Source organism: Blautia sp. DFI.1.216, assembly GCF_020594215.1.
Taxonomy (GTDB): domain Bacteria; phylum Bacillota; class Clostridia; order Lachnospirales; family Lachnospiraceae; genus Blautia_A; species Blautia_A wexlerae.
The window spans coordinates 1-14016 of the sequence record NZ_JAJDML010000025.1; the positions used below are offsets into that span (position 1 = coordinate 1).

Sequence of the window (14016 nt, forward strand, 5' to 3'; positions counted from 1 at the left end):
CGGAGGACACCAAAGCCGGAATGATACAGGCGTATCTTGATAAGTACACCGGGAGTATGGTCTGTTCCAAGCAGCTCTACAAGGAAGCCTTGAACCATGCCTTTGACGAACCGAAGCAATGGGAAATCCGGGAAATCAACGAGATTATGAATCAGAGCATTACCGGCTGGCGGTACTTCCCGAACCCAAGAATGTTTTCCGAATATGGCAGACAAAAGGGCTGGGAGCGTGAAAACCCGGCAACGGACTCCGGCAACCCGTCTGAAAAAACGATGGACGGTTTTGTGGAGGTCGCAGAACAGATGGAGCTTCCATTCTGAAAAGGACAGCCCGTTGCACCCCCTGTTGCTATCCCGTTGCCGAGCCGGTTGCCGGGGGAAATCCCATAACTGCGGGCTTTTCTCCCTTATAACAACCAAAACAACAGAAAAATAAAAGAAAAATATAAATAGTAACTATCGCCAGATTGAGATTGTTTGCAAGGTCTTTTGAAGCCCGTTGCCGGACTTCGTTGCCGACACCCTCTGTCTGGCTGTTTTCATGTGCGCAGGCAATGAGCCAAGCGGATACGCTTGCGTATCCATTTGGCGAATGCTGCGACAACGATAATTATGGAGGATAACTGCCTATGGCAAATAATAAGATGAATATTGAAGGAAAAAATTACTCGGATATTCCGGTGTGGCGTAGATATACGCTTACCATTGAGGAAGCAGCCAGATATTATCATATCGGCGAAGGAAAATTGAGAACGCTTATTGACACACATCCCAATGAGGATTTTTATGTGATGAACGGCAATCGTGCCCTCATTAAGCGTGAGAAATTTGAGAGGTATCTGGATCAGGCTACGGCTGTGTAAACAGAGCTGACAGATTTACCAATTTCACATGATATAACTATGCGGAGAGCCGGATTTGTGCTATGATAAGAGTGCAAGTCTGGCTCTCTTTTTTTGAAAGGAGAGTTCACGATGAGTGAGAAAAGACGAGATAACCGTAATCGGATTTTGCGAGAGGGCGAGTACCAGCGTAAGGATGGGAGGTATCGGTTCCGCTATATTGATGAGGACGGAAAAGAGAAAAATGTATACAGTTGGCGTTTGGACAAGAATGACCCAATGCCAAAAGGGAAGAAGCGGGAGCCTTCCCTGCGTGAGAAAGAAAAACAGATTGAAGCGGATTTGTTTGACCGTATCGTAACCAACGGTGGCAACTATACTGTTTTGGAACTGGTAGAAAAGTACATTTCATTGAAAACAGGAGTTCGTCACAATACGGTTGCCGGATATAAAACGGTCATCAATATGCTGAAAAAAGAGAGTTTTGGGAATCTGCGAATTGATAAGGTGCGTTTGTCAGATGCAAAGGCATGGTTAATTAAGCTCCAGCAGATTGATGGACGGGGATACAGTTCGATTCATTCTATCAGGGGAGTTCTCAGACCGGCATTTCAGATGGCAGTAGATGATGACCTGCTCCGTAAAAATCCATTTGAATTTGAACTTGCATCCGTCATTGTCAATGATTCTGTTACCAGAGAAGCGATTACCCGAAAGCAGCAGAGAGATTTACTGAAGTTTATTCAGGAAGATAAACATTTCAGCAGATACTATGATGCAATCTATATTCTTTTTCACACAGGGCTTCGTATCTCAGAGTTCTGTGGGCTGACGGTTTCAGAAATCGAGTTTGGAGAAATGCGTATCAAGGTAGACCATCAGTTACAGCGTACTGCACAGATGCAGTATGTAATTGAAGAACCAAAAACAGATAAAGGCATCCGCTATGTGCCGATGACGGAAGCTGTCGCAGCGTGTTTTCGCAGAATCATTGCCAACCGCAAGACACCAAAAGTTGAACCGATGGTGGAAGGATATGCAGGATTCTTGTTTCTGGATAAAAACGATATGCCGATGGTTGCCCTTCACTGGGAAAAGTATCTGGAGCATATTATTCAGAAATACAATAAAATTTACCGTATCCAGATGCCGAAAGTTACCCCTCATGTATGCAGGCACACCTTTTGCTCTAATATGGCAAAATCCGGGATGAATCCGAAAACCTTGCAGTATATCATGGGTCACGCAGACATCAGTGTAACCTTGAACACTTACACCCATGTGAATTTTGATGATGCAAAGGAAGAAGTATATCGGATAGCGAATAGTTAAAAAAGCCCGTTGGTAAGGACGTTTGCTTTACCAACGGATTTACCAAGATTGCAGGGAAAAACACAAGAAAATACGAGAAGATTTGAGAAAATATCTTGAAAAGAAAGGAAAACTCAAAAGTCGGAAAACCCTGAAAAATCAAGCATTTGAGAAGAAATACAAGACTTAAATGGAGATATAAAAAGATGATTAAAGTATTATTCATTTGCCACGGCAATATCTGCCGCTCACCAATGGCAGAATTCATTTTTAAAGACATGGTTTCTAAACAAGGTCTTTCAGACCGATTTTATATCGCATCTGCTGCAACCAGCACTGAGGAGATATGGAATGGAATCGGGAATCCGGTATATCCTCCGGCGCGAGAGGAGCTTGCTAAGCATGGGATTGATTGTAAGGGTAAGCGCGCAGTTCAACTAACGAAGGCAGATTATGATAAATATGATTATATTCTCGGTATGGACCACTGGAATCTGAAGAATATGTTAAGAATATTGAAATCAGATCCAGAGGACAAGGTTAAACTTCTTCTGGATTACAGTGATGATCCGAGGGATATCGCAGATCCGTGGTATACAGGTGGATTTGATGTCACATATTCAGATGTGGTGGAGGGCTGTGAGGCTTTTCTGGAATATCTGAAAGATAAAAAGAAACTGTAATAAATATTGTCGATGAAATTTACTTTACAAATAGCTGTGGCTATTTTATACTATGTCTACAGCGACTCTTAAGGGGGCTTTCGCTCCCTTATTTTCTTTTTTCCGAAAACGGAAAGTCAACATTCAAATCAGGGCATCCTGCCCGTATTATTTTCAAAGCAAGAAAGGAACTGAATATGCAGAAAGACTATGAAACATTCGTAGAGAAACTGGAGATTGGTATTTACGAGGCTACAGGGATTCCGAGGGAAAATATTTCTTTTGAGAAAGAAGGCGGGAGGTTTGCACCTGTAGGAGACAGACTGTTGGTGAAGTTTGCAGAGCATGATGATGCCTGGGAGGTCTGTGGACTTTATACACAGGAACTTTTTAAATCTTATCAGAATGGCAGTCCGTTTGAGGAAATTATAAAAGAAATCACAGATGATCTGAATCGGATAAAAAAGGCGGATATTTATGAGAAAACAAGAGTGATCAGGGATTATGAGAAGACAAAACCCCGCCTGTTTATAAGATTGCTGAATGCAGATAAATATTCCGCGGATCTTCAGGATGCGGTGTATAAAACTCTTGGTGATATTGCACTTGTGCTTTATATGAAAGTTACGGAATATGAAGGATGTGTGACAAGTACAAAAATCCGGCAGGGAATGCTGGAGCAGTGGGGAAAAGAATGTGATGAGGTGTTTCAGGAGGCGATTCTCAATACGTATTTTATGAGTCCACCCAGAATTTACAGATGGGAACAGATGATTTTTAATCCGGAATATGAAGGTGAAAGTTTTATGAATCTGGGTGATAAGTGTGAATTGAAGAAAGATGCAATGGGAAATTGTCTCAGTACAACGAAGAAAACAAATGGTGCAGTTGCAGTGTTCCTGCCGGGAGTGGCAGAACAATTGGCATATATGCTGGATTCCGATTTCTATATGGTGTTTACCAGTGTACATGAGGTAATGATCCATAATGATAAATTTGTAGAACCTGAAGATTTGCAGTGTGTTTTGCGGGATACGATCAGGGAGGCTACACCGAAAGAGGACTATCTGACGTCGAGAATCTACCAGTACAATAGGGAAACACATAAATTTATCTGTGTAACTCCGCTGGAAAAAGATGAGAAATAAAAATATGAGAGTACTCTGTAAAAAAGTACTCTCATATAAAGGATATTTAGAAACGTTATGAGTAATTTATACGGTTATCCGAGCAGTGCAGAGTCATTGCTGAACTCTTCTCCGCTTGCTTTTTCAAACTGATCCAGAAGGTTTTTAACTGTCAGTTTTTTCTTTTCTTCTCCCTGGATATCCAGAATGATTTTTCCTTCCATCATCATGATCAGACGATTGCCATGTGCAATAGCGTCCTTCATGTTGTGGGTGATCATCAATGTCGTAAGGTGATCGCGGTTTACGATCATATCTGTAATCTCCAGAACTTTGGCAGCTGTTTTCGGATCAAGAGCTGCGGTATGTTCATCCAGAAGCAGAAGCTTTGGTTTCTGAAGTGTTGCCATCAGGAGAGTAAGAGCCTGTCTCTGACCGCCCGACAGAAGACCTACTTTAGAAGTCAGTCTGTCTTCCAGACCAAGACCAAGAATTTTCAGGAGCTCTTTGTATTCTTCGCGCTCTGCTTTAGTGATTCCGGAGCGGAGAAGACGGGATTTTCCGCGGCGTTTTGCAAGTGCAAGGTTTTCTTCGATACCCATTGTTGCAGCGGTTCCTGTCATTGGATCCTGAAACACACGTCCAAGGTATGTAGCACGTTTATGTTCAGAAAGTTTTGTAACATCAATATTGTCGATAAGGATCTGTCCTTCATCAACCGGCCAGGTTCCTGCAACAGCATTTAGCATAGTAGATTTGCCGGCGCCGTTTCCTCCGATAACAGTTACAAAATCGCCTTCGTTCAGCTTCAGGTTCAGACCATTTAATGCACGTTTCTCATTAATGGTTCCGGGATTAAAGGTTTTATAGATATTTTTAAGTTCAAGCATTTTTATTTACCTCCCCTTTTGGCTGGTTTATTAAAGTATTTGCCTTTCCAGTATGGGAATGCAAGGAAGAGAGCAACTACGATTGCGGACAGCATCTTCAGCAGGTCAGTGTCGATACCCATCCAGATAACAATCTGAAGTACCAGATAATACAGAATGGAACCGAAGATAACTGCTAACAAGCGAAGGGCAAAGTTGCGGAAAATACGTCCAAAGATTGCCTCGCCAATAATAACTGCTGCCAGACCGATAACGATGGAACCACGTCCCATGTTGACATCTGCAAATCCCTGATACTGTGCAAGGAGTGCACTGGAAAGTCCTACCAGACCGTTGGAAATCATAAGTCCGAGAACTTTATTCATGTTTGTGTTGATACCCTGGGCGCGTGACATATTTGGGTTACATCCGGTTGCGCGAAGGGAACAGCCAAGCTCTGTTCCAAAGAACCAGTAGAGAATGGCAATCAGGAGAATACACATAACTGCTACAATAAAAATTGTGTTTTTGGAAAGAGATGCATTTTTTATATGTCGCAGGGAAACCAGAAGATTATATTTATCAACGTTGATTGCCTGATTTGCTTTTCCCATGATCTTCAGGTTTACGGAATACAGAGATAACTGTGTCAGGATTCCGGCAAGGATTGCGGGAATTCCCATAAAGGTGTGAAAAATTCCGGTTACAAGGCCTGCCAGCATTCCGGCGAGAGTAGCGGCCAACATAGAAATCCAGACATTATGACCGGAAAGCATCATCATAATACACACTGCACCACCGGTGCACATAGTGCCATCAACTGTAAGGTCTGCAATATCAAGAATACGGAAAGTGATATAAACACCGATTGCCATAATTCCCCAGATCAGACCCTGGGCTACTGCACCCGGAAGTGCAGTGATTAATGTTATAATTTGCATTTGTAATTTCCTCCTGTTGAGATGCGAAAAGCGAGAGAGGCGTCAAACCTTTCCCGCTGATCGCATATAAATTGAATTTTTTATAACTGTTTGATAAGCTGTTATTTAAAATCCTGTTGGTGTGAGTATTTTTCAACTGTCTGACCGGATTTATTTGGCAGTTTCTTCAGCAGCCTCGCCGATTGCAACATAATCGTCCGGAACTTCGATGCCCAGCTCTTCGCAGATATCTTTGTTATATTCTTTTGTGAAGTTTGGTGCATATTCGATCGGCATTGTGGAAATATCTTCACCGTCCTTTAAAATCTTAACAGCCATCTTGCCGGTCGTAACACCAAGGTCATAATAGCTGATGGAAAGTGTCGCAACACCGCATCCGCTGCAGATACCTTCTTCGCCTGTGATTACCGGAACTTTTGCCGGAAGGCAGATGTTGTTGATGATCTCTGTGTTGGAAGCAACTGTATTATCTGTCGGTACATAAATTACATCACTTGCGTCAGTTGCTGTTGTAGCAACAGAAGAGAGATCATTAGAGTCAGAGAATGCATAATATTCACATGTATATCCGAGTTTTTCAAGTTCAGCTTTTACTGTATCTACCTGATACTGAGAGTTTGCTTCGGCAGAACAGTAGAGAAGACCTATATTTTTTGCATCCGGGAAAAGTTCATTGAGCATTGCTGCCTGCTGATCAAGGGGAGCAAGGTCTGCAGTTCCGGAAATATTTCCGCCCACAGTCCCGTCGAAATCATCCAGTCCAAGTGCAACACCGTATTCAGTAACAGAAGTACCAAGAATCGGAATATCGCTTGTCCCTGCTGCAGCTGCCTGAAGAGCAGGAGTTGCATTTGCAAGAATCAGATCAACATTATTGGAAACGAAGCTGTTAATGATTGTAGAACAGGTGTTGGAATCTCCCTGTGCGTTCTGCTCGTCAAAGGTAACTGCGTCTTCTCCCAGTTCTTTGGTGACTTCATCCTTGAATCCCTGTGTCGCAGCGTCGAGAGCTTCGTGCTGTACAAGCTGACAGATACCGATTGTATATTTGTCTCCGTCAGCAGCACTTGCTGTTACTGCGCAGGTTCCCATAGCCATGGCTGCTGCAAGAGTGATTGCTAATGCTTTTCTTTTCATAATGATATATCCTCCTAATATAATGTTTAAATTAAGTCAGGTAAGAATTGCGTTTATTATTTAATAATATAAAACTTACCTGAATCCGAATGATTTTCTGCAGGGAAAGCAGTACTGGTAAATGATTCGGATAATGTCATCGGGCTATTCGACTATGACGTTTTAAAGTATAACGCTTTAGTGTGAAAAAGTCAAGCAACCTGCACAATTATATTTTTAATTCATATAGTATAAAGAGTATATGAAGAAAGCAGAGTGTCGTCATGGCATATTCGATCATGCTGGATGCCGGACATGGAGGTCAGGATCCGGGAGCCGTATATAAGGGAAGACAGGAAAAGAATGACAATCTTAAACTTGCTCTTGCGGTAGGTGAGATTTTAAAAAATAAAGGGATTGATATCTCTTATACCCGTACCGGTGATGTCTATCAGACACCTTTTGAGAAGGCACAGCTTGCAAATCAGGCAGGAGTAGATTACTTTATTTCATTTCATCGAAACAGCAGCCCAAAGGAAAATCAGTATAATGGAGCGGAAGTTCTGATTTATGATAAAAGCGGGATTAAATATCAGATGGCTGAGAATATTCTGGGAGCTCTGGGAGAAGTGGGATTCCGCGAAATCGGTGTAAAAGAGCGGCCGGGACTTGTGGTCCTCAGACGAACCAGGATGCCGGCTCTTTTAATAGAAACCGGATTTATCAATTCTGAAGAAGATAATAAACTGTTTGATAACAAGTTTAGCGATATAGCTCAGGGAATTGCAGATGCGATTCTTGGAAGCCTGGATGAGGAAACAGTGCAGGAACCGCTTTATTACAGAGTGCAGACTGGAGCGTTCAGAAAAAAAGAGAATGCGGACCGTATGTTATATCAGTTACTGGAAAAAGGTTATCCCTCTTTTATGTTACATGAAAACGGATTGTATAAAGTTCAGACAGGTGCCTATCAGCAGATTGGTAATGCAGTAAATATGGAGCAGAGACTGAGGGATGATGGTTACAGTACGGTTATTGTGACAAAATAGCTTTCTGGAAATATTGGAAGTCTGCGGATTTTTTGTTTAACCGAATCAAATAAGTCCCCTGCGGAGGTTGCGAAAAGCAATAAGTAGTGGGGGACATAGTTTTAAGAATTAACTTGGTTGTACGTTAATAGAAAAAATATGGTACACTGTATCTATCTATAGAAATTCCATAGAAATCTTCGTAAATAATGCATATTGTTCCGGCTCATCAGAGCGTGAAATTCTGTTGGACTGTTACAAACGCATTATTTGAGAGGTGCTGTAGAAAAAACAGATAACGAGGAGTTAGTAATGATGAATGACGTATATGAAAAATTTTTAAAAAGTTCAGAAGAGTTTATTTTTGCAGAAAACAAGCCGGAAAAATCTGATATTATTTTTGTCCCTGGAAATGGTTATCCGCAGATGGCGGAAAAAGCAGCAGAATTGTTTAAGAAAGGGATGGCGGACTGGATTCTGCCCAGTGGAAAATACAGCGTAGTAAATGGAAAGTTTTCAGGCGTTCTTGAAAAAAGCAATGTATATAATAAGGAATATGGAACAGAATGGGAATTTCTCAGGGATGTTCTTATAAAAAACGGAGTTCCGGATCAGAAAATCCTGAAAGAAGACCAGGCAACCTTTACTTATGAGAACGCAATTTATTCCAGACAGGTGACAGATCATGCAGAACTGGAAATAGAAAGAGCGATTTTGTGCTGCAAATCTTACCATGCAAGAAGATGTCTGATGTATTATCAGCTCTTGTATCCGAAAACAGAATTTTATGTGGTGCCTGTGAATGCAGATGGAATTACCAGAGAAAACTGGAGAAAGAACGAAGAAGGAATTGATGCGGTTACAGGAGAACTCTCCAGAATCGTGAAACAATTTTCACTGATGCTGGAGAGATGACAGTTACGGCTGTTCTTCTGTTTCAGTTTTCTTCTCGGGAAGCCAGATGTGGACAAGTTCGATTCTGTTTTTGTCCAGACGGTCAACAACCAGGCGGATGCCACTTTCAAGTGTGACAGACTGACCCTCTTTGGGAAGGCAGTCAAGCTGTTCAATAATATATCCGCCAATAGAATCATAATCTTCAGATTCCAGATTAATATGGAGGGCTTCGTTGATATCATCCAGCTTGGCAGAACCCTGAACAACATATTCTCTTTCAGGCTGGATTTCTTTAATATCTTCGACTTCATCCTCATCGTATTCGTCGCGAATCTCACCTACGATCTCTTCCAACAGGTCTTCCAATGTGACCAGACCGGCTGTGGCACCGTATTCGTCCAGAACGATTGCCAGATTGACGGATGCTTTACGCATTTCGATCATCAGGTCTGCTGTAGCTTTGTATTCATAGGTAAAATAAGGCTCACGCAGGATGTTGCGGATTGAAAAAGGTTTGTCCTTTGGATAAACAAGAAGATCTTTCATATTGATAATACCGATTACGTTATCAGTGTTGTCCTCATAAACCGGAAAACGGGTATGCATATCTTCACTGAAGACCGCCATAAGTTCATCATAGGAAAAATTGATATCTATAAAGGTCATGTCGATTCTGGGAATCATGACATCTTTTGCAGTTGAATCGCCAAAATCAAACACATTGTAGATCATCTGTTTTTCTTCGTTTTCAATGACGCCGTCTTTTTCACCTACATTGACGAGAGTACGCAGTTCATGTTCAGTCATGGCATTTGCCTTTTCGTCCGGGTTAACATGCAGAATGACCAGTACACCTTCTGTTATTTTATTTACAATGAAAACAACGGGAGTAAGGAGAATCATAAGCCCGTATATTATTCTTGAATAGGCCAGGGACAATTTTTCAGCATGAATTGTTGCCAGGTTTTTGGGGGTTATCTCACCGAAAATGAGAATCAGCAGAGTCAGGATGCCGGTTGTGATTCCTACATATGCGTTTCCCAGAATCTTTATGGTGAGTGTAGTCATGAGAGAAGAAACAGACATATTTACAATGTTGTTTCCGATTAATACGGTACTGAGCATCTTTGGGGAATCGGAAATTATTTTTTCCAGAATAACAGCACGTTTGTTGCCCTGCTCGGCAAGAGACTGTATCCGAATCTTATTTACGGTTGTCATAGCGGTTTCCGCAGAAGAAAAAAATGAAGAAAGTGCGATCAGTATCAGAATCGCCACCGCCTGAAAGGCAATACTTGAATCCAAGATTTATTCACTCCTTTTGATTATCTTTATTGATTGAATCATATCATAAAACATTTAAGCAAAATATACATGATTTCATATAAAAAATCAAGAAAAAGCTTTTGGTTCAAAGATAGTATAAAAAAATTTAAAAGAGGACTGTCGAAAAAGTAAGATTTGTGTTATAATTCACTCGATTAAAATGAAAAAAAACATTACAGAATATTTACAAAATGATAAAAGTTTGATAATATACAGATATGTAATATTATTGTATTACGTAAAAAGAGAACTGATATTTGGCCGAAAGTAAAAAAATGATTATCAGGAAACATAAGAATCGAATATAAATATAGAGGTGCGATATGTCCAATAATATAAATAGAATAAGAAAAAATAAATTAAAAGGAACGGGTATTTTTGCGGCAGCGGCTTTAACAGCGGCTTTGATTGCAGGAAATAATATACCGGGTGTAACAAGACAGGTCAGTGCGGCTGAGTCACAGGAGAATACTGTGTCTTCTCTGATTCCGGACAACATCACGCTTGATAAGCCTGTAGAACTTGCGGATGTAGAACTTCCGGCAACGGAATATGGAACTTTTGAATGGGCAGATGGAAGTTTCGTTCCTGCACAACGTGTACAGAGCTGTGAGGTACTTCTTATACCGGCAGAAGGGCAGGATTTAAGCCATGTGGATGGATGGGATCCGGAGAGCGGCGCGGTTGTCGGTTACATCAATGTAATAGTGAACAGTATTACGGATGGTGATAATGTTGATAAGACAGAAGGCTCAGGTAAAACAGATCCAACAGAAAATGCAGATCCAACAGAAACGCCTGAAACTTCGTCAGAAAAACCTGCCGCAGATGAAAACGCTGATACAGACAATAAAGAAGATAAGGAAAGTAAATCAGATCAGGATAATAAAACTGATACAGACAATGAAGAGAATAAGATTGAAGAAGATAAAACAGATAATAAAAACAACAAAGATAATAACAGCAATGCAGATAAGACGGATAAAGATACAGAAACTACCGGTAAGCTGGAACCTGCAGATGATATGACACAGGATAAAGAAGATACGAAGAAAGATGATGAAGATGGCGCAGATGATAATATCTTTGATAATCCTGTTCTGCCGGACGATAAGGATGACCGTCCTACAGATGCAGAGGATTCTCTTTCTGATGAAGAAAAAGAAGAGAGGGCCGCACTTAATCATACCTGCGACGGTATTACAGTAAGTGGAGTTAATCTTCCATGGTATGTACAGTTCAGAGTTTCAAGCGGTGACAGCTATCAGTTTACCAATGAATCAGATGCAATGATTTTCCAGTCATATGAATTTGAACTCTGGGATCTTAAGAATAATACAGAATATGAGATCCCTAATGGAGATTATATCAGTGTCACTGTGCCGGTAAAATCCGGATATCAGTATACTATCGAACATCTCCTGGACAACGGGGCAACTGAGACGATTATTCCGAGTGTAGAGAATGGTATTATGGTATTCAGCACACATTCTTTCAGTCCATTTGGAATTGCAGGAAGCAGACAATTAGTAGGACCTGATGCGGGGAATGATACGGACGACACAGATGCGGTAACTCCTGCACCGGCTTCCTCCGACAGTCAGAGTTCTGATTCCGGAAAGAACAATACAGTATCTATGAATGACAGTTCTGACAGCAATAATGGTTCTTCTTCTGATCAGAATGATAATTCAACGGAAAATAAAGCTGTGAAAAATAACAATACAGTAAATACCGGAGATACAACATCAATTATGCCGTTTGTGATACTGTTTGTGGCAGCTGCAGTGATCGCCGGTGTGGCTGTATTTATAAAAAAGAGAAAGAAATAAAAGAATAACACTGATTCCTCCCCCATATAGTTTAACAGGAGGGGAAGCAATGAAAGTCAGAGCAATTTTGAAATCACTATTATTTGCATATGCATTAACAGGAGTGGCATTACTGCTTTTGGCCCTGGTACTGTTTGCTTTTGATCTGGGAGAAACAGCTGTAGATGCGGGGATTATTATAATTTATGTACTTGCATGTTTCATGGGAGGCTTTATGGCCGGCAAAATTGTGCGTAAAGACAAATATCTGTGGGGTGTTATCACAGGTCTGGCTTACTATGTATTACTGTTGACTGTCTCTGTTATGGCAAAAGGCGGCTGGGATATGAGTGCAGCTCATGCAGTTACAACATTTTTTATGTGCACAGGCGGTGGAACACTGGGTGGAATGCTGTCGTAAAAAAAAGCTTTTAAAATGAGAAGATATATGATATACTATGCCAAGAATATAATTACATAAGGAGGATAGAGTTATGGAACATATCAAAACCCTGAATACAAAGAATTTACAGAACACTGTAAAAAAAGGTGGATGTGGCGAGTGCCAGACTTCCTGCCAGTCCGCATGTAAAACTTCCTGTACAGTAGGAAACCAGAGCTGCGAGCAGAAATAAGATCAGCTATGGAGAAATGAGATAAGCAGCGGAACTTTTATTCCGCTGCTTATCTTACGCTTAGAAAGGATTTTAGTAAAATGAGTCTGATTCACCGTTATAAAAGCAATGGCTTTAATATTGTACTGGATATCAACAGTGGATGCATCCATCTGGTAGATGAGGTTACATATGAGGTTCTTCCATATCTGGAAGAGGGCCTTGGCACAGAAGCTATTGCAGAGAAACTGGAAAACAAATATAACAGAGAAGATATTGAGACATCTGTAAGAGAATGTAATAAGCTGAAAGAAGATGGAATGCTTTTTACAAAAGATGTTTATGAGAATGTAATTGAAGAATTTTCAAATAACCGGCAGACCGTTGTAAAAGCATTGTGCCTGCACATTGCTCATGACTGCAATCTGGCCTGCCGTTATTGTTTTGCCGAAGAAGGCGAATATCATGGCAGAAGAGCTCTTATGTCCTATGAAGTCGGCAAAAAAGCTCTTGATTTCCTGATCGCGAACTCCGGTTCCAGAAAAAACCTGGAAGTAGATTTCTTTGGCGGCGAGCCGCTGATGAACTGGCAGGTTGTAAAAGATCTGGTAAAATATGGCAGAGAGCAGGAAAAGCTTCACAATAAGAAATTCCGTTTCACTTTAACAACAAACGGAGTTCTTCTGAATGATGAAGTAATGGAATTCTGCAATAAAGAGATGGGCAACGTTGTACTGAGTGTGGACGGACGTAAGGAAGTACATGATTACATGCGTCCATTCAGAAAAGGTGCAGGAAGCTATGACCTGATCATGCCGAAGTTCCAGAAGTTTGCAGAATCCAGAAATCAGGACAAGTATTATGTAAGAGGTACTTTTACTCACCATAATCTTGATTTCTCCAAGGATGTGCTTCATCTGGCAGATCTTGGATTCAAACAGATTTCTGTAGAGCCTGTAGTTGCGGCTGATACGGAGGAATATGCGATCCGCGAGGAGGATATCCCCCAGATCATGGAAGAGTATGATACTCTTGCAAAAGAAATGATTAAAAGAGAGAAAGAGGGAAAAGGATTTAACTTCTTCCATTTTATGATCGACCTTACAGGTGGCCCTTGTGTATACAAGAGACTGTCAGGCTGCGGTTCAGGAACAGAGTACCTGGCTGTAACACCCTGGGGTGATTTTTACCCATGTCACCAGTTTGTTGGTGAAGAACAGTATCTCATGGGAAATGTAGACGAAGGCATCACAAAGCCGGAAATCCAGAAGGAATTCGGCGGATGCAACGTTTACACAAAGAAAGACTGCAAAGACTGCTTCGCACGTTTCTACTGTAGTGGCGGATGTGCGGCAAATGCATTCCATTTCCAGGGAGATATCAAAGGCAATTATGAAATCGGATGCGAACTCCAGAGAAAACGTGTGGAGTGCGCCATCATGATAAAAGCCGCACTGGCATGTGATTAGTGGG

The 14016-nt window shown here is 41.2% G+C and carries 14 protein-coding genes and 1 pseudogene; 11 read left to right on the plus strand and 4 right to left on the minus strand.

Annotated elements, in window-relative coordinates:
• The 5 genes and pseudogenes from LJE11_RS10910 to LJE11_RS10930 all read left to right on the plus strand — a co-directional run.
• Positions 1 to 320 (plus strand): annotated as a pseudogene (locus tag LJE11_RS10910) (virulence-associated E family protein); the annotation flags it as partial.
• Between the two features lie 308 nt (positions 321 to 628).
• Positions 629 to 862, plus strand: coding sequence for an excisionase (locus tag LJE11_RS10915; protein ID WP_016218019.1), 234 nt, complete (start codon positions 629 to 631; stop codon positions 860 to 862).
• A gap of 111 nt (positions 863 to 973) precedes the next feature.
• On the plus strand, positions 974 to 2173 hold the full coding sequence (locus LJE11_RS10920) for a site-specific integrase (protein WP_064786536.1): 1200 nt from the start codon (positions 974 to 976) through the stop codon (positions 2171 to 2173).
• A gap of 185 nt (positions 2174 to 2358) precedes the next feature.
• Complete coding sequence (locus tag LJE11_RS10925; RefSeq protein ID WP_120062321.1) at positions 2359 to 2835, plus strand: low molecular weight protein-tyrosine-phosphatase; 477 nt, start codon at positions 2359 to 2361, stop codon at positions 2833 to 2835.
• 176 nt (positions 2836 to 3011) lie between these two features.
• Positions 3012 to 3962, plus strand: a complete 951-nt coding sequence (locus LJE11_RS10930; RefSeq protein ID WP_055054001.1) for a DUF5688 family protein — start codon at positions 3012 to 3014, stop codon at positions 3960 to 3962.
• 74 nt (positions 3963 to 4036) lie between these two features.
• Here LJE11_RS10930 and LJE11_RS10935 read toward each other — a convergent pair whose 3' ends face one another.
• The 3 genes from LJE11_RS10935 to LJE11_RS10945 form a co-directional block, all read right to left on the minus strand.
• The gene (locus LJE11_RS10935; protein WP_008703743.1) at positions 4037 to 4831 is read right to left on the minus strand and encodes an ABC transporter ATP-binding protein; all 795 of its coding nucleotides are present in this window, start codon (positions 4829 to 4831) and stop codon (positions 4037 to 4039) included.
• Positions 4832 to 4833: 2 nt separating this feature from the next.
• Positions 4834 to 5751 carry an ABC transporter permease gene (locus tag LJE11_RS10940; RefSeq protein ID WP_062807805.1) on the minus strand — a complete coding sequence of 306 codons (918 nt, stop codon included), beginning with the start codon at positions 5749 to 5751 and terminating at the stop codon, positions 4834 to 4836.
• A gap of 150 nt (positions 5752 to 5901) precedes the next feature.
• Entirely contained in the window at positions 5902 to 6888 is a 987-nt protein-coding gene (locus tag LJE11_RS10945; protein WP_227295977.1) for an ABC transporter substrate-binding protein, read from the minus strand.
• Positions 6889 to 7151: 263 nt separating this feature from the next.
• Here LJE11_RS10945 and LJE11_RS10950 point away from each other — a divergent pair, with 263 nt between their 5' ends.
• Positions 7152 to 7916 carry an N-acetylmuramoyl-L-alanine amidase gene (locus LJE11_RS10950; RefSeq protein ID WP_008703740.1) on the plus strand — a complete coding sequence of 255 codons (765 nt, stop codon included), beginning with the start codon at positions 7152 to 7154 and terminating at the stop codon, positions 7914 to 7916.
• Between the two features lie 291 nt (positions 7917 to 8207).
• Positions 8208 to 8810 carry a YdcF family protein gene (locus LJE11_RS10955; RefSeq protein ID WP_330363408.1) on the plus strand — a complete coding sequence of 201 codons (603 nt, stop codon included), beginning with the start codon at positions 8208 to 8210 and terminating at the stop codon, positions 8808 to 8810.
• A 3-nt stretch (positions 8811 to 8813) separates the two neighbouring features.
• Here the strand turns inward: LJE11_RS10955 and LJE11_RS10960 are convergent, their stop codons facing one another.
• Positions 8814 to 10097 (minus strand): HlyC/CorC family transporter, encoded by a 1284-nt coding sequence (locus LJE11_RS10960; protein ID WP_008703738.1) that lies wholly within the window; start codon positions 10095 to 10097, stop codon positions 8814 to 8816.
• 344 nt (positions 10098 to 10441) lie between these two features.
• Between LJE11_RS10960 and LJE11_RS10965 the strand changes: the two genes are divergently transcribed.
• The 4 genes from LJE11_RS10965 to scfB all read left to right on the plus strand — a co-directional run bounded on the left by LJE11_RS10965 (position 10442) and on the right by scfB (position 14012).
• Positions 10442 to 11950 carry a hypothetical protein gene (locus tag LJE11_RS10965; RefSeq protein ID WP_195284601.1) on the plus strand — a complete coding sequence of 503 codons (1509 nt, stop codon included), beginning with the start codon at positions 10442 to 10444 and terminating at the stop codon, positions 11948 to 11950.
• A 49-nt stretch (positions 11951 to 11999) separates the two neighbouring features.
• Positions 12000 to 12350: a TIGR04086 family membrane protein gene (locus LJE11_RS10970; RefSeq protein ID WP_008703735.1), complete on the plus strand. Its 351-nt coding sequence runs from the start codon at positions 12000 to 12002 to the stop codon at positions 12348 to 12350.
• A 73-nt stretch (positions 12351 to 12423) separates the two neighbouring features.
• Positions 12424 to 12564 carry a six-cysteine ranthipeptide SCIFF gene (scfA, locus tag LJE11_RS10975; RefSeq protein ID WP_008703734.1) on the plus strand — a complete coding sequence of 47 codons (141 nt, stop codon included), beginning with the start codon at positions 12424 to 12426 and terminating at the stop codon, positions 12562 to 12564.
• An 80-nt stretch (positions 12565 to 12644) separates the two neighbouring features.
• The gene (gene scfB / locus LJE11_RS10980) at positions 12645 to 14012 is read left to right on the plus strand and encodes a thioether cross-link-forming SCIFF peptide maturase (protein ID WP_008703733.1); all 1368 of its coding nucleotides are present in this window, start codon (positions 12645 to 12647) and stop codon (positions 14010 to 14012) included.
• The last annotated feature ends 4 nt before the right edge of the window (positions 14013 to 14016 follow it).